This window comes from Streptomyces sp. NPDC088733, from assembly GCF_044751185.1.
GTDB lineage: Bacteria > Actinomycetota > Actinomycetes > Streptomycetales > Streptomycetaceae > Actinacidiphila.
This window is the reverse complement of sequence record NZ_JBIVLH010000008.1, coordinates 84,624-103,087: the sequence shown is the minus strand read 5'-3', so window position 1 is coordinate 103,087 and position 18,464 is coordinate 84,624. Positions and strand designations below refer to the sequence as shown.

Annotated in this window: 16 protein-coding genes and 1 pseudogene; 9 read left to right on the top strand and 8 right to left on the bottom strand. The window is 73.0% G+C overall.

Annotated features, from left to right (window positions below; translation table 11 throughout):
- The first annotated feature begins 3 nt into the window (after positions 1-3).
- A complete protein-coding gene (locus tag ACIP64_RS16785) occupies positions 4-477 on the top strand; it encodes a winged helix-turn-helix transcriptional regulator (RefSeq protein WP_401586741.1) in 474 nt (157 codons plus the stop codon).
- 535 nt (positions 478-1,012) lie between these two features.
- On the opposite strand, the gene ACIP64_RS16780 is transcribed toward ACIP64_RS16785, so the two are convergent.
- Positions 1,013-2,089 carry a LacI family DNA-binding transcriptional regulator gene (locus ACIP64_RS16780; protein WP_401586739.1) on the bottom strand — a complete coding sequence of 359 codons (1,077 nt, stop codon included), beginning with the start codon at positions 2,087-2,089 and terminating at the stop codon, positions 1,013-1,015.
- Between the two features lie 337 nt (positions 2,090-2,426).
- Here ACIP64_RS16780 and ACIP64_RS16775 point away from each other — a divergent pair, with 337 nt between their 5' ends.
- The 3 genes from ACIP64_RS16775 to ACIP64_RS16765 all read left to right on the top strand — a co-directional run bounded on the left by ACIP64_RS16775 (position 2,427) and on the right by ACIP64_RS16765 (position 6,623).
- Positions 2,427-3,668: a glycosyl hydrolase gene (locus ACIP64_RS16775; RefSeq protein WP_401586736.1), complete on the top strand. Its 1,242-nt coding sequence runs from the start codon at positions 2,427-2,429 to the stop codon at positions 3,666-3,668.
- Positions 3,669-3,726: 58 nt separating this feature from the next.
- Positions 3,727-5,130, top strand: coding sequence for a Si-specific NAD(P)(+) transhydrogenase (gene sthA, locus ACIP64_RS16770; RefSeq protein WP_401586733.1), 1,404 nt, complete (start codon positions 3,727-3,729; stop codon positions 5,128-5,130).
- A 137-nt stretch (positions 5,131-5,267) separates the two neighbouring features.
- Complete coding sequence (locus tag ACIP64_RS16765) at positions 5,268-6,623, top strand: FAD-binding oxidoreductase (protein ID WP_401586730.1); 1,356 nt, start codon at positions 5,268-5,270, stop codon at positions 6,621-6,623.
- 100 nt (positions 6,624-6,723) lie between these two features.
- Here the strand turns inward: ACIP64_RS16765 and ACIP64_RS16760 are convergent, their stop codons facing one another.
- The 7 genes and pseudogenes from ACIP64_RS16760 to ACIP64_RS16730 form a co-directional block, all read right to left on the bottom strand.
- The gene (locus ACIP64_RS16760; protein ID WP_360909325.1) at positions 6,724-7,029 is read right to left on the bottom strand and encodes a hypothetical protein; all 306 of its coding nucleotides are present in this window, start codon (positions 7,027-7,029) and stop codon (positions 6,724-6,726) included.
- 401 nt (positions 7,030-7,430) lie between these two features.
- Positions 7,431-7,685 carry a hypothetical protein gene (locus ACIP64_RS16755; RefSeq protein WP_360909327.1) on the bottom strand — a complete coding sequence of 85 codons (255 nt, stop codon included), beginning with the start codon at positions 7,683-7,685 and terminating at the stop codon, positions 7,431-7,433.
- 289 nt (positions 7,686-7,974) lie between these two features.
- A complete protein-coding gene (locus ACIP64_RS16750; protein WP_401586726.1) occupies positions 7,975-8,610 on the bottom strand; it encodes a hypothetical protein in 636 nt (211 codons plus the stop codon).
- A gap of 188 nt (positions 8,611-8,798) precedes the next feature.
- Positions 8,799-9,800, bottom strand: a complete 1,002-nt coding sequence (locus ACIP64_RS16745) for a helix-turn-helix domain-containing protein (RefSeq protein ID WP_401586724.1) — start codon at positions 9,798-9,800, stop codon at positions 8,799-8,801.
- Positions 9,801-9,951: 151 nt separating this feature from the next.
- The gene (locus ACIP64_RS16740) at positions 9,952-13,806 is read right to left on the bottom strand and encodes a S8 family serine peptidase (protein ID WP_401586721.1); all 3,855 of its coding nucleotides are present in this window, start codon (positions 13,804-13,806) and stop codon (positions 9,952-9,954) included.
- Between the two features lie 177 nt (positions 13,807-13,983).
- Positions 13,984-14,217 (bottom strand): sigma factor-like helix-turn-helix DNA-binding protein, encoded by a 234-nt coding sequence (locus ACIP64_RS16735; RefSeq protein ID WP_401586718.1) that lies wholly within the window; start codon positions 14,215-14,217, stop codon positions 13,984-13,986.
- A gap of 20 nt (positions 14,218-14,237) precedes the next feature.
- Positions 14,238-14,321, bottom strand: a pseudogene (locus ACIP64_RS16730) (sigma factor); the annotation flags it as partial.
- Positions 14,322-14,650: 329 nt separating this feature from the next.
- Here ACIP64_RS16730 and ACIP64_RS16725 point away from each other — a divergent pair.
- From ACIP64_RS16725 to ACIP64_RS16705, 5 genes are all read left to right on the top strand, one after another.
- Positions 14,651-15,712, top strand: coding sequence for a ricin-type beta-trefoil lectin domain protein (locus ACIP64_RS16725; RefSeq protein ID WP_401586715.1), 1,062 nt, complete (start codon positions 14,651-14,653; stop codon positions 15,710-15,712).
- Between the two features lie 280 nt (positions 15,713-15,992).
- Positions 15,993-16,565: a VanZ family protein gene (locus ACIP64_RS16720; protein WP_401586713.1), complete on the top strand. Its 573-nt coding sequence runs from the start codon at positions 15,993-15,995 to the stop codon at positions 16,563-16,565.
- Between the two features lie 131 nt (positions 16,566-16,696).
- Positions 16,697-16,963 carry a DUF6400 family protein gene (locus ACIP64_RS16715; protein WP_360909340.1) on the top strand — a complete coding sequence of 89 codons (267 nt, stop codon included), beginning with the start codon at positions 16,697-16,699 and terminating at the stop codon, positions 16,961-16,963.
- Positions 16,950-17,180: a hypothetical protein gene (locus tag ACIP64_RS16710; protein ID WP_401587316.1), complete on the top strand. Its 231-nt coding sequence runs from the start codon at positions 16,950-16,952 to the stop codon at positions 17,178-17,180. The genes ACIP64_RS16715 and ACIP64_RS16710 overlap by 14 nt, the downstream gene beginning before the upstream one ends.
- Positions 17,181-17,296: 116 nt before the next feature.
- Complete coding sequence (locus ACIP64_RS16705) at positions 17,297-18,415, top strand: chemotaxis protein (protein WP_401586710.1); 1,119 nt, start codon at positions 17,297-17,299, stop codon at positions 18,413-18,415.
- The last annotated feature ends 49 nt before the right edge of the window (positions 18,416-18,464 follow it).

Sequence of the window (18,464 nt, the reverse complement as noted above, 5' to 3'; positions counted from 1 at the left end):
CGCATGGACTACCTGGACCAGGACACCTCCAACTGCTCGGTGGGCCGCGCCGTCGATCTCCTCGGCCAGCCGTGGGTGCTGCTGATCCTGCGCGAGGTCTCTCGCGGGATCCGGCGGTTCAGCGACATGCAGAACCATCTGGGCGTGTCCCGCTCGGTCCTCAGCGACCGGCTCAACGGCCTGGTCGAACGCGGCGTGCTGGAAATGCGCGACTACCAGGAACCGGGGACGCGCCGGCGCTCGGAGTACGTGCTCACCCCGATGGGGAAGGACCTCTACCCCCTGATCACGGCGCTGCGCAATTGGGGCGACAAGTACCTCGCGGACCCGGAGGGCCCGTCCCTGCTGGCGACGCACCACGGGTGCGGGGCGCCCGTGCGGGTGGCGCTGATGTGCGAGGACGGGCATGTGGTCGCCTCCGGCGACGAGGTCGATCGCCGCCCCGGTCCGGGTGCGCGGGCGCGTGTCCGCGCCTGACGCCCTGGGTTTCTCCCCCGCCCTCCCGCCCGAGTGCCCGGCGCGGTAAGTGCGGCCCCCGCTGCGTGCGTTGTGGGGTCGGCGCCGCGCCGGGGTACGTCCTCAGCGCTCGCGGGTTACGCCTGCAATCCGTGTACCGCGGTCACCGCTCGTCGCTTCCGGGCGCACCCCGCCACACCCCCTCCCGGGCCGGTTGGGGCGACTGACGGCCGGTGGGGTGTCTGTAGGCGGTGACGGCGGAGCATGTCGTTGGCGCGGCGCCAACAGGTGCCCGAGCACGGTGCCGCTTCACACCACCCACCGGGGATCAGGCGCGATACGAGACGGAGGGGGCGGGGTCGTAGGGGTGGCGTTCTGGACACTGGAGCATATTTGGGTGCACAACCCGGAGTGATCAAGTCGGGTACCTGAGGCACCTAAATGTGCTGTCCAGAATGGCAGCCCCGGAGGGCCCGCACCCGGCCCCCCAACAACGCGCGTCGGGGCGCCCGGACCTTGCCGGGCACACGGGAGGGCGGGCGGGGGAGAAACGGGTCTACAGCGGACGCGGGCCCGTGCTCCCGCGCGGGCAAAGCGTCGGCGTCGGCACCTGCGACCGCCGCGCGCTCCCCCCATCCAGCAGCGCCAGCAACTCCCCCGCCGCATGCCGCCCCACCCCCGGCGTGTCCCGTACCAGCGCCGTCAGCGGCGGGTGCGTGGCCCGGCACAGCGGGGAGTCGTCGAAGGCGACGAGCGACAGGTCGCCCGGTACGGACAGCCCGCGCCGGGCGGCGACGGCCGCCCCCGCGACCGCCATCACGTCGTTGTCGTAGACGATCGCCGTGGGCGGATCGGCCCCGGCCAGCACGCGGTGGGTGACCTCCGCGCCCTGGTCGCCGGAGTAGTCCGTGGTGACCGAGCGGGCCGCGGTCAGCCCGAGGCGGGCGGCCTCGGCCCGCAGTGAGGCGATGCGGCGGGCGGTGTGCGCCAGGTGCGGCAGGCCCGCGACGTGGACGACACGGCGGTGGCCGAGGGCGTGGAGGTGGCGGGCGATCGCGGCCATCGCGGCGGTGTCGTCGGCCCACACGGTGGAGATCCCGGGGTGCTCTGCGGCGCCGTCCGGCGTGGTGCCGATGACGACGGCGGGCAGGCCGAGGGAGTCCAGGAGTTCGGGGCGCGGGTCGCCGGCGTGCGGGTCGACCACGACGACCCCGTCGACCCGCTGCTCGGCCCACCACCTGCGGTAGACGGCGCACTCCTCCGTGCCGTCCTCCACCACGCGGAAGAGCAGGCCGAGTTGGCGTGCCGACAGCACTTCCTGGAGGCCCGAGACGAGTTGCAGGAAGAACGACTCGAGCCCGAGGGTGTTCGCCGGACGGGCCAGCACCAGGCCGACCGTGGCGGCGCCCTCCCCCGACAGCGCGCGAGCGGCGGTGCTGGCCCGCCAGCCCAGTTGCTCGGCGACGGCACGGACGCGGCGGCGCGTGGCGTCGGACACTCCCGGCCGGTCGTTGAGGGCGAAGGAGACCGCGCTCTCGGACACGCCCGCCCGGCGGGCGATGTCCTTCATCGTGGGGCGGCGTGCCGACGGGCGCCGGTCGGCGCGGCCCGGGGGCACCGGTTCCGCCGTCATCGGGTACCTCCCGCCGTTCTCCGCCGCGTGTTCCCGTTGTGGGGTGCCAGTATCCACCAGGGGAACACCACGCGTTGCTATAGCGCTTGAGCGGATTGCCTCTAAAGCGCATTAGCAGTCCCTGCTCAATTTCTTCACCTGCGGCATGACCTGCGGTTTCCCTCGGCCAAAAAGCCTTTGCCCGCGTTGAGTTGACTTTGCCGGGGGAGCGATGCGAGTTTGGCGTGGGCGCCGGCGGCCGGCCCCCCGGCCGAAGCCGGTCGAGGCACGGCTCTCCCCCGCCCGCCCGACAGCCCCGGCGTGCCGCCGCGCCCGCCCTTCGCCACCTGGAGCCGCCATGACCCCGCGTCTGGGCGTCAACTACACCCCGAGTCAGGGCTGGTTCCACCACTGGCTGGACTTCGACCTCGACGCGGTCCGCGCCGACCTCGACTCCATCGCCGGTCTGGGTCTGGACCACATCCGGGTGTTCCCGCTGTGGCCGCTGTTCCAGCCCAACCGCGCGCTGATCCGGCCGCGGGCGGTCGAGCAGCTGGTCGCGCTCGCCGACGCCGCCGCCGAGCGCGGCCTGGACGTCAACGTCGACGGGCTGCAGGGCCACCTGTCCAGCTTCGACTTCCTGCCCGCCTGGACCGGCACGTGGCACCGCCGGAACATCTTCACCGACCCCGACGTCGTCGCGGCGGAGGCCGAGTACCTGCGCACCCTGGCCGCGGCCCTCGCCGACCGGCCCAACTTCCTCGGCATGACGGTCGGCAACGAGATCAACCAGTTCTCCGGACCGCCGCACCCGGACCCCGACCGGATCGGCCCCGCGCAGGCCGAGGCGTGGCTGCGCCTGATGCTCGACGCGTGCGAGCGCGGCGCCCCCGGCAAGCTGCATCTGCACGCCGAGTACGACGCCGCCTGGTACCAGGACGACCACGCGTTCACCCCCGGTCAGGCCGCCCGCCTCGGCTTCGCCACGGCCGTGCACTCCTGGGTCTTCAACGGCACCGCGCAGCGCCACGGCCACGCGGGCGTCGCCACCGAGCACCATGCCGCCTACCTCGTCGAACTCTCCAAGGCGTGGGCCACCGACCCGCACCGTCCGGTCTGGCTCCAGGAGGTCGGCGCGCCCGCGCCGCTGATCCCGCCGGACCACGCGGCGGCCTTCGCGTCGGCCACCATCGCCAACGCGCTGGACTGCACCGATCTGTGGGGCATCACCTGGTGGTGCTCCCACGACGTCGCGCGGAGCCTCGCCGACTTCCCTGAGCTGGAGTACACGCTCGGCCTGCTCACCAACGACCGCCGGGTGAAACCGGTCGGCGCCGCCGTCGCCCGCGCGGCCGCCGAACTGCGTTCGGCGCCGGTCCCGCTCCCGCGCACCACCGCGCTCGTCGTGGACGTCGGCGATCCCGGGACGGCTCCGCGCCGCGCCACCTGCGCCCCCGGGGGCGAGGTCTTCGAGGCCTGGGCGGCCCTCACCGCCCGCGGGGTGCGGCCGGCCCTCGTCCTGGCCGAACTCGCCCAGGACCCGGTGCATCTGGCCGCGCGCGGCATCACCGAGGTCGTCACCGCCGACGACGCCCGCTGAGGCCGCCGGTCCGGGACCTCTCTTTCCCCGGGGCATCGCCCCCTGTCAGACTCGGCCCGTGACCGAATTCGACCTGCTCGTCATCGGATCCGGCCCGGGCGGCCAGAAGGCCGCCATCGCCGCGGCCAAGCTCGGCCGCCGGGTCGCCATCGTCGACCGCCCGGACATGCTGGGCGGCGTCTCCATCCACACCGGCACCATTCCGTCCAAGACCCTGCGTGAGGCGGTGCTGTACCTCACCGGCCTGACCCAGCGCGACATGTACGGGCAGAGCTACCGCCTCAAGGAGGACATCACCGTCGCCGACCTCACCGCGCGCACCCAGCACGTGGTGAGCCGTGAGGTGGACGTGATCCGCAGCCAGCTGGCCCGCAACCGCGTCACGATGCTGCCGGGCACCGGCCGCTTCGTGGACGAGCACACCGTCGCCGTGCGCGACGCCTCCGGCCAGGACTCGCTCGTGACGGCGGCGCACATCGTGATCGCGACGGGCACCCGGCCGGCCCGGCCGGCCAGCGTGGAGTTCGACGACCGCACGGTCATGGACTCCGACAGCGTGCTGAACCTGGAGCGGGTCCCCCGCTCGATGGTGATCGTCGGCGCCGGGGTCATCGGCATCGAGTACGCCTCGATGTTCGCCGCGCTCGGCACCAAGGTGACGGTGGTCGAGCAGCGCGACGGCATGCTGGACTTCTGCGACGTCGAGGTCGTCGAGTCGCTCAAGTACCACCTGCGGGACCTGGCGGTGACCTTCCGCTTCGGCGAGACCGTGGCGGCCGTCGAGCGGCACGCCACCGGCGCGCTGACCCTGCTGGCGAGCGGCAAGAAGATCCCCGCGGACACCGTGATGTACTCGGCGGGCCGGCAGGGCCTCACCGAGGAACTCGACCTCGGCAAGGCGGGGCTGACCGCGGACAAGCGCGGCCGGATAGCCGTCGACGAGCACTACCGGACCGCCGTGCCGCACATCTACGCGGTGGGCGACGTGATCGGCTTCCCCGCGCTGGCCGCCACCTCCATGGAACAGGGCCGGGCCGCCGCGTACCACGCGTGCGAGGAGCCGGTGAACGCGATGCGCGGCCTCCAGCCGATCGGCATCTACACCATTCCCGAGATCAGCTTCGTCGGCCGTACCGAGGACCAGCTGACCGACGACAACGTGCCGTTCGAGGTGGGGATCTCGCGCTACCGCGAGCTGGCCCGCGGCCAGATCATCGGCGACTCGCACGGCATGCTCAAGCTGCTGGTGTCGCCCGAGGACCGCACGCTGCTCGGCGTGCACTGCTTCGGCTCCGGGGCGACCGAGCTGCTGCACATCGGGCAGGCCGTGATGGGCTGCGGCGGCACGGTCGACTACCTGGTGGACGCCGTGTTCAACTACCCGACGCTCGCCGAGTCATACAAGGTGGCCGCGCTGGACGCGACCAACAAGATCCGCCAGATCGACCGGCTCACCGGCTGATCCCGCGCCGCGGCCGCGGCTGCCCGGGCCCTGCCCCGGGGCCCGCGGCCGGTGCGGCCGCGGGCGGCCCGCGGGGCCTGCGGTTAGCCTGGGACGACGCATGCGCCACACCGCCTGACGGCGGCCAGGAGGTCGTCATGAGCGATCCCGTACGGGTTCCGGGCGTCGAAGGGGCGATCGTCCGCAGGGGCGACGCCGGCTACGAGGACGTCCGCGCGAGCCGTCTGTGGAACGGGTACCAGCCGCGGCGCCACCCCGAGGTGATCGTCCGCGCCGCGACCGTGCGCGACGTGCCGGCGGCCATCGCGCTGGCCCGTGCCGAGGGCCTGCGGGTCGCGGTCCGCACCGGCGGCCACAGCTGGTGCGGCACGCCCCTGCGCGACGGCGGCATGCTGCTGGACCTGTCGGCCCTGCGGCGCTGCACCGTCGGCCCCGGGCAGGCCACCGCGACCGTGGAACCCGGGATCCGGTCCGCGGAACTCACGCGCATCCTCGCGGGCGCCGGCTTCGCCTTCCCCACCGGCCACGCCCCCGCGGTCGCCCTCGGCGGCTACCTGCTCGGCGGCGGCCTCGGCTGGAACTCCGGTGAGTGGGGCCCCGCGTGCGCGAGCGTGCGGGCGATCGAGGTCGTCACCGCGGAGGGCGAGGTCGTGCGCTGCGACGAGCGGGAGAACGCCGACCTGTTCTGGGCGGCGCGCGGCGCGGGACCGGGGTTCTTCGCCGTCGTGACCGCCTTCCGGCTGGCACTGCGGCCCCTCCCGGCGGCGATCGCCGCGACCTCGTACGTGTGCCACCTCGGGGAGGTCGAGAGCCTCACCGACTGGATCGCCGACGCCGCCGAGGAACTGCCGCCAAACGTGGAGGTCGCGTTCGTCCTGCTGACCGATCCCGGCTCCGGTGAGGTGGTCGTCTCGCTGACCGGTACCGCGTTCGCCGGCTCGCACGACGAGGCGGCCCGGGCGCTGGCGCCGCTGGCGCGCGCGCCGCTCAGCACCGCCCCGCTGCACCGGGCCGTCGCGGAGCCCACGTCCATGGAGGCCCTGTACGCGCGGGCCGCGGCGGCCTGGCCGGAGGGGCACCGCTACGCGGTCGACTCGCTGTGGTCCCGGGCCGACCTGGGCACGCTGCTGACCCGGCTCGGCGACGCGCTCGGCCGCGCGCCCTCGGCGAAGTCCCTTGTCCTGGCGCCGCTCGCCCCGGCCTCGCGGAACCCGGAGCTGCTGCGGAACATGGCGTTCGGCGTTCTGGGCGACGCCAAAGTCGCGCCGTACGCGATCTGGGACGATCCGTCACGGGACGAGGCCAACGTCCGCTGGCAGCGCGAGGCGACGGCGTCGGTCGCCCCGCTGGGGACCGGGCACTACATCGGTGAGGCGGACCTGTCGGCGGACGCATCGCACGCCCGCAGGTCGTACCGGGCGGCCGACTGGGCGCGGCTCGGCGAACTGCGCGCGAAGTACGACCCCGACGGGGTCTTCCACACGTTCCCTTAGTGCCGGCGCTCACCGGACGTGGCAGGGCCGCCACCTCCTGCGAGGTGACGGCCCTGCCGTACTGTCACTGCGTTGCTCGGTCTGCTCCGATCGTCAGACCTCAGCGGTAGAAGCCGTAGCCGCCCCAGCCGCCATAGCCGCCGTAGCCGTGGCCCCAGCCACCGCCCCAGCCGCCCCAGCCGCCGTGGCCCCAGCCACCGTAGCCGCCCCAGCCGCCCCAGCCGCCGTGGCCCCAGCCACCGCCGCCCCAGCCGCCGCCCCAGCCGCCGTGCGCGACGACTGCCTGCTGCGTGGCTGACTCATGCGGCGTGGCCGCACTTGCCGCGGACGCTCCGGCGAATGCCAGCAGCGGAGCAACAAAGGCCGCTGCGACAATCCTGCGAGTGGTGTTCTTGTTCGCGCGCATGTCGTTCCCTTTGAGGTGTGAACGTTTAGGGGTGCGACCATAAGGACTGGTCGCCGCCGCACCGGCTTCGTGCGCGTGATTCCGGTGCGACCGGGATGTGCCCGGGTCCTTGGGACGGGGCACACCATCACTGGTGTGGAACGCCGTATCCGATGTGCCTAGTTGGAAGCGTCCCATTTGCACCGTAGGCACGTTCGTGGCCCAGAGTCAAAGGTTTCCGACAAATTACGCGAACTCGGACAAATAAACATGCTTTTCGAGGGGTGGGAACGGCTCCTTCTGACGTGCCGTCCGCAGCCCAAATCCCTTGTTCATGAAGGGATTTGGGCGCCGCCTCAGGACCGCCGGACGCACACGGTTCACACCGGCGACACAGCGTCACGACTACCGAGAGTGCGCGATCAGCCTGAGGAGAGTTGCTCGGAGAGCTTCTCCGAGACAGTGTCGACGAGGTCGCCCACCGTCCCCATCCGCTCGACCTCGGCGGCCAGCAGCATGACCCCCACCTTGCGCTCGACGGCGTCGGCCGCCCGCTGCTTGCCCCGGTCCCCCAGGCGGAGCCCGCCGAAGGTGGACTCGGCGCTCACCTCGTCCACCGTCACGCCCGCACATTCGGCGACGGCCTTGCGGACGATCTGTGCGACGTCATGCGCCATGTCCCTGTGTCCTCTTCCCATCGGCCCATCGGCTGCTGCGGGATACGTGTACCCCGGCGGTCGCACGGCCATTACCCCGGGAGCAGCGGGCCACGCGCCCGCGGCGGTCACAAATCGGAGGCGTGCGGGAGCGTCCCGTACGCACGCCGGAACGCACGGGAGCGGCGGGATCACAGAGAGAGGGGGGAGAGGGGAAACGACGTCCGGACGGGCCGGCCCGCGCCGGCGGGGCAGCCGGCTGTGCGAACAGGCAGCGGCGACGGGCAGCGCGAGCGGCGGCCGGAACGGGTCAGCGGGTCTCGTCCGGATGCAGATTCTTGATCTTGATCCAGTCGCGGCTGCGCCGCCCCGGCAGATAGGGACTGGTCAGCCGCTTCGCCACGATCCCGTCGTACCCCTCCTGCCGGATGTGCTGCAGCGCTTCCGCCGCCATGGCCGGCCAGTAGGGCGGGACGGCGACGAAGGGGCCGGACATGTCCAGGTCGTCCAGCAGGGCACGGCGTGCGGTGTACGGGGAGTGCAGGACCGGCTCCCCCAGGTGGAGGATGTCGTAGACCATCAGCCGGGCCGGCATGTCCGCGGCCGCCTGTTCCACGGCCGCCGGGTGCCGCAGGCTCATCCGCCGCTGGAGCCGTTCCATGGACGGACCGCCGTGCTTGCCCAGGGTGATGATCTCGCCGTCGAGCACGGCGACCAGCCCCGGTGGCAGCACGTCGGGCAGCTGCTGCAGCTCGGGATACACGCTCGTGACGTCCTGGCCGATCCCGGAGATCAGCCGAACCCGGCCGTCCCCCGGCAGATGGACAAGAACTCGGGCACCGTTGAAGAGCGGCTCGAACCCGTACTGCGCCTCGTCCTCCGGCCCGGGCAGCGGACCGGCCACCGCCAGCATGGGCGACCAGGACGGCAGGGCAGCCTGCTCCACGGAACCCGCTGGTAGGCGGGTACTCATACGTCCAGCGTCCCACCAACCGGCCGGGTCCGCGACGAGGGCGGAAAGCTCTGGCCAGTGGTGGGGGTGCCGGGCCCGCCACCCGGCTGCTTCCCCGGCGACCGGCGGGGACCCGCCCCGCGTAACTGATGATCCGTCAGGTCACCTGAGGGCGGCGCGACTCAGAGCCAACCGCGGCGGGCGGCCTGCCAGGCGAGCTGCATCCGCGTGTCGGCACCCGCGAGCGTCATCATGTGCTGGATGTGGCGCTGCACGGTGCGCCTGCTCAACCCCATCTGACTGGCGATGGCCTTGTCGGCGACACCCGCCACGAGCAGCGAGAGCAGCCGCCGGTCGGTCTCGGTGAGCGGATCCGCGTCGACGACCCCGTCGCTTCCCTCGACCCCGCCGGAGGCGCTGACGTTCAGCGGGACCGCGGTCTCCCAGTAGCGCTCGAAGAGCGAGATGAGCGCCTCCAGCAGACTGCTGCCGCGCACGAGAGCGGCCGTCGCCACACTGGGACTGCCCTGGGGCCCGCCGGGCACCAACGGGCAGATGGCGATGGCCCGGTCGGCGACCGCGAGCCGCAGCGGAAGGTGCGGGACCGACCGGGCGACCTCGCCGGCGCGCACCCCCTCCACGACGTTGTCGACGGCGCCCTCGTCGTCGAAGAAGGCCTGCTCGTACAGGACGCGGTAGCGCACCCCGCGGGCGAGGGCGTCGTACTCCGCGCGGTTGCTGCCCGAGGGCATCGCCACGTACTGCGCCTTGCAGAACCAGAGCATCTCGTGGCGCGCGTTGTCCTGCATCTGCCGCAGGTGCTGGCGCAGCGCCTCCGCCCCGGTGATGACCTCGATGAGCTGGCCGGGGTCGTGCCTGCGGCGGGTGCTGCGGTAGCTGTCGAGCAGGTCGGTGACGGCGGTACGGGCCTTGTCGAGCGCGTCCGCGTTGCGCTGAAGCCGCGGCAGCAGCGCCACGTCGGGCGGTACGGCGGCGTAGTGCAGCGGATCACGGTCGGTGGGGCTGGCGAGTCCCTTGCCGCGCAGGGCGTCGAGGACGTCCTCGACGGAGTCGCGCGGGAGTCCGGTCCGGTCGGCGACCTCCTGCGCCGACGCGGTCGCGGTCCCGACCAGGAGCCGGTACACCGTCTCCTCGATCGCCGTGAGACCTGCCGCCTCCAGCATGCCGTGCCCCTCCCTCGCCGCTGCCGGCCCTCATAAGCGGAACGGCCCGTTGAAGTTTGCACCGCGAGCCACCACCGGGCAAGCAAACAGCGGGTGCCCGGGGCTTCCGCCCGGGCACCCGCCGTCGTTCAGCCGTTCCGCGAGGCCGGCGTCACCGCCCCGAGGAGGGGCCGCGGTGCAGGTACGCGCGGTCGACCGTCTGCCGCACGGAGTTGCCCGCCGCGTCCGCCGCCGTCACCCGCAGGCTGACGTACGCGTCCCCGCGCACACCCGACGGGCGCTCGACCGCGGCGGTGAAGTGCGTGCCGCCGTGCTGCGCGGTGCGGGCCCGGTGCCAGGTCCTGCCGTCGTCGTACGACGTCTCCAGCGTCAGCGTGACCCCGCGCGGGGCGGCCAGACCGTCCGGCATCCGCACGTCCAGACCCAGCGTGTGCGACCGCCGTGCGTCCACCGCGTTGCGGACGTCCACGGGCGCGTTGCAGTCGACCTGGAGCAGCGGCAGCAGCGTGGCCGTCGCCGCGGTGTCCGAGGTGAACGTCCAGGACGTCCTGGTGCCGGTGCCGAACTGCCAGTCGGCGGAGGTGCGGGCAGTGGTCAGGTCCAGCCGGTAGCCGGCCTTGCCCGCGGGCACCTCGAATCCGCCCCAGGCCCCGGTGTCGGACTGCGCCACGAGCCGGCCGTTGCGGTACACCTCGGCGCGGGCCACGTCGTTCGGGTCGCCCACCGCGGAGACCGCGGCACCGGTGCCGACACCGCCACCCAGCGAGCTGGCCTCCGCGAACGACCAGTGGCCGGACTGGGAGTCGGTGAATTCCGGAATGTACAGGGACAGGGTGTCCCCGTTGCGCACCGAACCCGGCCAGCCCGTCACACCGTGCGGGATCGACGGGCGCACCGGCCCCGCGAACCACTGCTCCGCGGCGTGCTGTCCGGGCCTGTAGGTGTGGGCGGCGTCCTGCATGCCGACGCCCAGCTCGATGTCACGGTCGAAGACGGTGTCGTGGTGCACGGTGTGGCTCCACAGCGTGTCACCGGCCGTCACGTACTCGATGCGCTGCTGTCCCGCCGGCACGTCGCGGCTGTACTGGTTCCAGGCGAAGTCCTGGTAGGGGCGCCAGCCGAAACGCTGCTCGCTCGCCCAGGCCGAGGCGCCGGTGCGGGTGTAGGAGGCCTTCACCACCGCGCTGTTGCGTTCGTCGACGGTGTACACCACCTTGTCGGGCACACGCTGCTGGGACACCTGCAGCACGTCGTACAGGTAGGGGCTCTTCACCGTGCCGGAGAAGTCCACCGTGGTGGTGCGCTTGCCGGCGCGCGCCAGCAGGTCGGTGCCCTCCTGGAAGCCGGCGCGCATGATCGGCAGTGCGAGGCGGTCGCCCTCCGGCGCCCAGCGCGTCCAGGGGTAGAAGCCCTCGGGCATGACGAGCATCAGCGCCTTGGCCCCGGCGTCCGCGGCGGCCTTCGCCAGTTCGCGGTCGTTGCCGAAGTCGTAGCGGACGACGGCGAGCTTCCCGCGCACGTGGGCGGCCTTGAGGTCCGCGGCGGTGCCCGCACCGGCGTCCACCGCGGTCAGCCGGACGCCCTTGTCGTCGAAGACCGGAGAGCTCGGCAGGTAGTACGGGGCGAAGGGCGCCGAGGTGCCGGACACCTTCGCCCGCAACTGCGGTGCCGTCATCTGCCAGCGCGAGGCGAACTCGAAGGTGCCGTCGGTGACCTGGGCGGTCGGGCTGACGTAGATGCGCTTGGCGACGTCGAAGAACATCACGCCCTGGATCAGGCCGTGGCCCTCGATGCGCCGGTACGTCTGGTAGCTGAGGATCCCGCGCTGCTCGGCGGGCCGGGGCGTGCGGATCTGCACCGGGGTGACCTTGGAGGCGTCCAGCGTCACCGTGGTGTCCTTGGCCACCTTCACCTGCGGGTTGATCACCTCGACCAGTTCCTGGCCGTCCGAGGCCCTGTCCAGGGTGCTGAAGTCGACCTGGTAGGTGCCCTCCTCGACGATCGCGACCGCGGGGTCGGCGCTGGTGTACGAGACGAAGCCGTCCTGGCCCCAGATCGTCGGCATCCAGCCCGGCAGCACCTTGCCCGCGCGGTCGCGGGCGATCACGGTGAGCCGGTGCAGCGGCGCGTGCACGACCAGGGAGAGCGTGGTGTGGGCGAGGACGGTGCCGTCCGCGCCGGTCGCGGTGACGTAGCCGTAGTAGGCGCCGCGCCTGGCGTCCTTCGCGTCGGTGCTCAGCGGCACGTCGGCGGAGGCTCCGGGGGCCAGGTGCACGGTGCTCGCGCCGGGCGCGACGACACCGGCCGTCAGGGCCACGCCGTCGGAGTTGGCCAGCGCCACGCCCAGCTTCAGGTCCACCGCCTTGTCACCGGTGTTGGTGTAGTGCAGGGTCGCCGACTGCTGCTTGCCACTGCCCACCTGGACGGCGGGGAGCAGCACACTGCCGGTGGCCGTGACCGCGCCCATGGCCGCGGCGACGTCGATCCGGCCGCCGCCCTGCTCGGTCACCTTCGTGCCCGGAACGGTGTGCGCGGTGCTGGTCAGCGCGTCCTTCAACTGCTGACCGGTCCAGTCGGGGTGCATCTGGGCGATCAGCGCGACGGCGCCCGCCACGTGCGGGGTCGCCATAGAGGTACCCGACGCCGCGGTGTAGTTCGCGTCGACCGGGTCGCCCATCGTGGTCCCCGCGGCGCGCGCGGCGACGATGCCGACGCCCGGCGCCGTCACATCGGGCTTGACGGCCTTGTCGCCCAGGCGCGGGCCGCGGCTGGAGAAGGAGGCGAGGGAGTCGTCACGGTCCACGGCGCCCACCGTGAGCGCGGCGTCGGCCGCACCCGGCGAGCCCACGGTGGACTCGCCGTTGTCCCCCGCGTTGCCCGCCGCGACGACGAAGAGGGTGTCGCCCGAGGCGGAGAGCGTGTTGAGGGCCTGGCTCATCGGGTCGGTGCCGTCGGTCTCCTCGTCCGAACCGAGGCTCATGTTGACGACCTTGGCGTGCTCGGCGGCCGCCCACTCCATGCCGTCGATGACCTGCGACTCCGAGCCGAAGCCGTCGTCACCGAGCACCTTGCCGATCAGCAGCTCCGCCTTCGGCGCCACGCCCTTGCGGGAACCGGAGGACGCCGCGCCCGTGCCGCCGACGATCGACGCCACGTGCGTGCCGTGCCCGAAGTGGTCCACGGTGTTGCCGCTGTCCGAGAAGTCCTTCGACTCCGCGATCCGGCCCGCCAGATCGGGGTGGCCGGCGTCCACGCCGGTGTCCAGCACGGCCACCTTCACGCCCTGGCCCTCGTACCCGGCCTGCCACGCCGCCGGCGCGTTGATCTGCGCCGTGCTGCGGTCCAGCACCGGCGCGACCCGGCCGTCCAGCCACACCCGCGGGGTCGCGGCGGCACGGGCGGTGCCCTGGGCGTCGCCCGGGGTCAAGGCCTTCCAGAAGGCGCCGAGGTCGCCGTCCGCGACGCGCAGGGACCGCGCCCCGATGCTGGCGAGGGTCCGTGCCGGGGCCGACGCCTCGTTGAACGCGGCGACCCGGTCCGCGACGGCGGCCGCGGCCTTCTCGCTCTTCGCCGTCGTCCGGGCGACGCCGCCGCGCGGGGCGCCGGAGACGATCAGCGGGAGCGCGGAGGTGCGGGCCTCGTCGTAGCCCTGGGCGATCAGGGTGGAGACGTCGAACAGCCGCCGGTCCAGCGTCCCGGCGGAGACCAGGTCCGCGGCGTCCGACGGCAGCACCGTCAGGTCGCCGCCGTCCTCCTGGTACGTGCGGAACACGATGCCCTCGCGACCGGGGCCGGGCTCCACCGAGGCGGCGCTGCGGCCGTCGGCCGCCGGCGTCACCGTCACGCGGTCGCCGGTCACCAGGCGTACGGTCACGGGCGGGGAGCCCGGGCCGCCGGCGGGTCGCGCCGCGGTGTCCTGGGGCGTCCGGGCGGAGGCGGTCGGTACGCCTCCGGCGGCGAGCAGCAATCCTGTCGATATTGCCGCCGTCAGGCGGATCCATGCCATCAGCCAAGCACCTTTCGTACAGCTGGGGGTCACGCGCTGTCCGACAGAATCTGCTGTGGCGGTGGGCATGTCACTGACCTGCGGTGTCACAGCTGCGACATGTCCCAACGGCGCCACGGGGTGCGGTCGTGGCGCCGTTAAGGTGTCAGCGCGGCGTTCTGCCGCGCGAGCGGGTGCTCAGGCCGCCGCGCCGCGGTAGCCGCGCCGTGCCGGCTCCGCCCGCAGGGCACGGACTCCGTGGTGGGTGCGGGACGTGACCGTCCCCCGCGGGACGCCCGGCTGCGCGGCGACGTCCTCGCCCTCCTGGCCCATGACGTGGACGCGGACCACCACTTCACGGTGCGCGGGGGCGAGCGCGTGCAGCGCGCCGACCAGGACCGGGCGAGATTGCGGGCCACGCGGAAGAGCCACATGCGGATCGGCCGCCCGTCGGAGTCGAGGCGCCCGGCACGCTGCCAGGTCCGCAGCAGGGTCTCCTGGAGAACGTCCTCGGCGGTGTGCACATCACCGCCCATCAGGCCGCCGACGTAGCGTCGCAGGCCCTCGGTCTCGGCAAGGAGGCGGTCCGCGAGGTCCCGTCGCCCCCTTCCGCGTCGTGTGGTGCGGGGGTCACGGCGCCGGCTCCCGGAGGATCTCATCTGCCCTGGCGCACCGACTCGTTCCAGCAGGTGGGGTGAACGATTTCGCCCGCCAGGGCGTGCTGTACTTACGAGGTTGGCGAACGGTCGATCATTCGGCGAGGCTCTTAAGACGACGTTCGCTCACTGTGCATGTTCCGGCAGAAGTTGCGCGGACCTGCGCCTCCATGCTTCCCGGCAGCCTCACCGATACGACAGGAGACGATGTGCCGTCCCCATCCGAGCCACGGCACCCCGAGGTGCTCGAAGGAGCACCCGAACGCTTCAGCGAGCAGTTCGCCCGGCGCCCCGCACTGCCCCGCCGGGGGCTGCTGCCGGGCAAGCGGGTATGGGCCGCGACAGCCACCGCGGCCGCCGTCGTGGGCTGCGCGGTGCTGGTGGTTCCCCTACTCGCGCAGATAGACCTGTTCCCCGATCACGGCACCGACGGCAGCACGTCCGTGGCCGTCGGCCTGCCGGCCGCCTCCGTGTCCGCCGGCACCCCGGAGGACACGGCATCGAACCCGTCCGCGCCCTCCGGGTCGCACTCCGCCGGCAGCAACACCGGCCCCCAGAACTCCGGTCCGCGCGGCCAGGTGAACGGCACGGCCGGCGGCTCCGGCACGGTCTTCACCGGCGGCGGCTCCACCGGCACCGTCAGCGGCGGCGGCAGCACCGGCGGCGCGGGCGGCACGGCCACGGGCGGCGGAGGCACCGGCGGCGGCGGAACGACCGGCGGCGGCAGCACGGGCGGTTCGGGCACGAGCGGTTCGGGCTCGTCCGGCTCCGCCACCGGCTCGGGCACCGGCGGCGGCACCAAGTCCAATTCCGGATCGGGCGGTTCGCCCGCCAAGCCCACCGCCACGCCCACCAAGACACAGCAGAGCGTCTCGGCCCCCGGCGTGCGCATCCGCAGCTCCGCCACCGGGCGGTGCATCGACATCACCAACGCCGCGGACGGCATCGGCCGCGACGGCAGCCGCCTGCGGATCTGGGACTGCGGTGGCAGCGCCTCACAGAAATGGGACTTCCGCTCCGACGGCTCGGTCCACTCCCTCGGTCTGTGCATGGACCTGGCCTGGGCGTCCACCGACAACGGCACGGCCGTCCAGCTCGCCAAGTGCAACGGCGGCTGGGCCCAGCAGTTCGTGCTCAACAGCGCCGGCGACCTGGTGAACCCGCACGCCGACAAGTGCGTCGACGTCGTCGACAAGGGCACCGCCAACGGCACGAAGCTCCAGCTGTGGACCTGCTACGGCACCTCGAACCAGAAGTGGTACCGCGGCTGACGGATCGTCATGCCGGGTCCGGGCCCGCCGGTTCCTCCGCCGCCCGTGTGGCGCGGTGGGCGCCGGCGGGCCCAACTGCTGTGACGGCCGCGCACATGCCGCGCGCACTCCGGAAACCGTCCCCGGCCGGAGAATCCTCCCCTGCTTCCGGGGTATCCGTCGAAGGCGGGGTCACGACCGGAGGAGGGGCTCAGTGGTGCGGTCAGTGTGGGGTCGGAGAACGTCGAAGCCAGCCAAACCGACCAAGGCAGCCAAGGCACCGGCGCCGAGGCGCCGTTCGGTGCTGGCGACGGTGGGCCGCTGGGCCGCGGTGGCGGTGGCGTTCGTCGCCATGGTGGCCTTCGGGGCGGTGCTCGCCCGCGCGACGCTCTCCCCCTCGTACGCCTCCGAGGGCCTGGCGCACGCCAATCTGCACCCGGGGGCCTCGCTCCGCCAGTACTACGAGCGCTACACGGTGGCGGGCGCGGTCCGGCAGGTCGGCGGCAACGTGCTGCTGGGCATGCCCTTCGGTGTGCTGCTGCCGGTGCTGGCCCCCAAGGCGCGCGGCGCCCTGCGGGTCGTGGTGACCACCGGGCTGGTCATGGTCCTCGTGGAGCTCGCGCAGGGCGCGGTGGTGCAGGGCCGGGCCTTCGACGTCGACGACGTGATCATGAACACCACGGGCGCCCTGCTCGGCTACCTGCTCCTCGGCCGCCGGCTCGGCCGGGTCGTGCACGCGCTGCCCGAGCCCGCCCCGGCCCCCGCCCCGGCGGCCGCGAGCACACCGCGCAGGACCGCCCCCGGCCCCGCCGCCCCGCGCAAGTCCTTCCGGCCCTTCGCGACCGTCCGGCGCGGGCTGGCCAAACGCCCCTGAGCAGTCCCTGACCAGCCCCTCACCAGCATGGAATGCGTCACATTCGGGGCGGGAACGCTTCCCAGCAAGTCCGGCATTTTGATACACACGTTTGATTCACCCCCGAGTGCCGCGGGAGCGGGCGAGCGACCATGAACCACAACGATTCCCCGGACCAGCTCCACACCTTCGAGCTCGACTTCACCGAGCACGAGACGGCCCGTCGCGCCGAGGTCGTCGCCGCCCTCGGCGACGACTGGGATCCCGTCGAGGTCCTGCGCGGCGAGGACGAGGCGCACCGGCTGCTGTACTCGGGCCTGGACGAGGAGCAGGAGGCGGTGCACCGCATGCTCGTCGCGGCCGGCGTCCTGCCGGCCCGCGAGGAGACCGGGAAGGACGACGGTGCTGCTTCCGATTGATCCCTCCGCGGACCCGGGCCGCCGGGCCTGGATCCCGTGCCCCCGCTGCGAGGACCACGCCGAGTGCGCCACGTGCGCCGCGGGCCGCAACTGCCCCGACCACTGGCGCTACTTGCTCTCCAACCAGGGCCCCGTGGTGCATCTGCAGTGCCCGTCGTGCACGCACATGTGGTCCTGGGACAGCGGCTTCGGCGCCCGCCACCGCACCGCCGGCTGAACCACCACAGGGAGCCGTTCTCCTCCGGCAGGCGACCCGGCGCGGGGTGTGAAACGCTCGGGAGGTGGGCTGCCCCCGTCCGCCGGGGAGCAACCGTGGACCTCGAGGAGGCAACCATGGAAACCGACGCCCTCACGGCCGGAACCCTGCGGGAGCTCCGCGCGACCAGGCCGTACCCAGCGGTGTCGCTGACCATGCCTACGCACCGGCGTCCGGACAACGCCCAGGACGCGGTGCGGCTGCGCAATCTCATCGCCGAGGCCGAACGCCGGGTCGAGAACGACCCGGACGCGTCCCGCCGGACCCGGATGAACATCAAGGGCCAGCTCCAGCGGGTCGCGTCCGAGGTGGACCTGCGGCATTCGCTCGACGGTCTGGTCATGTACGCCACAGAGGACGACCACCAGTTGTGGGTGCTGCCGCGGCCGGTGCCCGAGCGTGTCGTCATCAGCGACAGTTTCCTCACCCGGAACCTGGTCGCGGCCAAGGCCCGCGCCCGCCCGTACTGGGTGCTGGGCGTGGCCGCCGACCGGGCGACGCTGTGGAGCGGCAGCGGGCGGTCGCTCCAGCCCCACGAGGGCGACGGCTTCCCCGCGGAGCCGGAGCACCTGGAGTGGGACCCGGAGCGGCTGGAGCAGATCGGCGACTACCCGAGCACCTTCAGCAACGAGGAGACCCGACGCTTCCTGCGCACCGTCGACAGTGCGCTGGCCGCGCTGCTGGGCGCGGACGCCCGCCCGCTGTACCTGGTGGGGCTGCCCGACGCGGTCGGGCTGCTCAAGGAGGTCGGCACCGCCTCCGACGCCGCTGTGGCCACCGTGCTCAAGGGCGGTCTGACGGACGCCCCCGAGCCGACGCTGCTGGAGGAACTCGCCCCTGCCCTGGAGGAGTTCGCGCGCCAGGAGACCGAACGGGTCGGCGCGCGGCTGGAGGAGGCCCGGAGCCGCCGCACCTTCGCCGCGGGACTGGACGAGGTCTGGGAGTCGGTGTGCGAGGGCCGGGCCGAGCTGGTCGCGGTCGAGGAGGACTACCAGCGCATCGTGCGGCTGTCGGACGGCCACCTGGTCCCGGTCGACGGCGACGCCGAGCAGGCCGGCGGCTTCGAGGGCGGTGTGCGCGAGGACATCGTCGACGAGGTCGTGGAGACCGCGCTCGACAAGGGCGCCGAGGTCGTCCTCCTGCCCCCCGACACGCTCGCCGGGCACGAGCACATCGCCGCGGTACTGCGCTACTGACGCGGTCCCGGCCGCACCCGCGGACACCGCGGGTGCGGCCGCGCCCGTC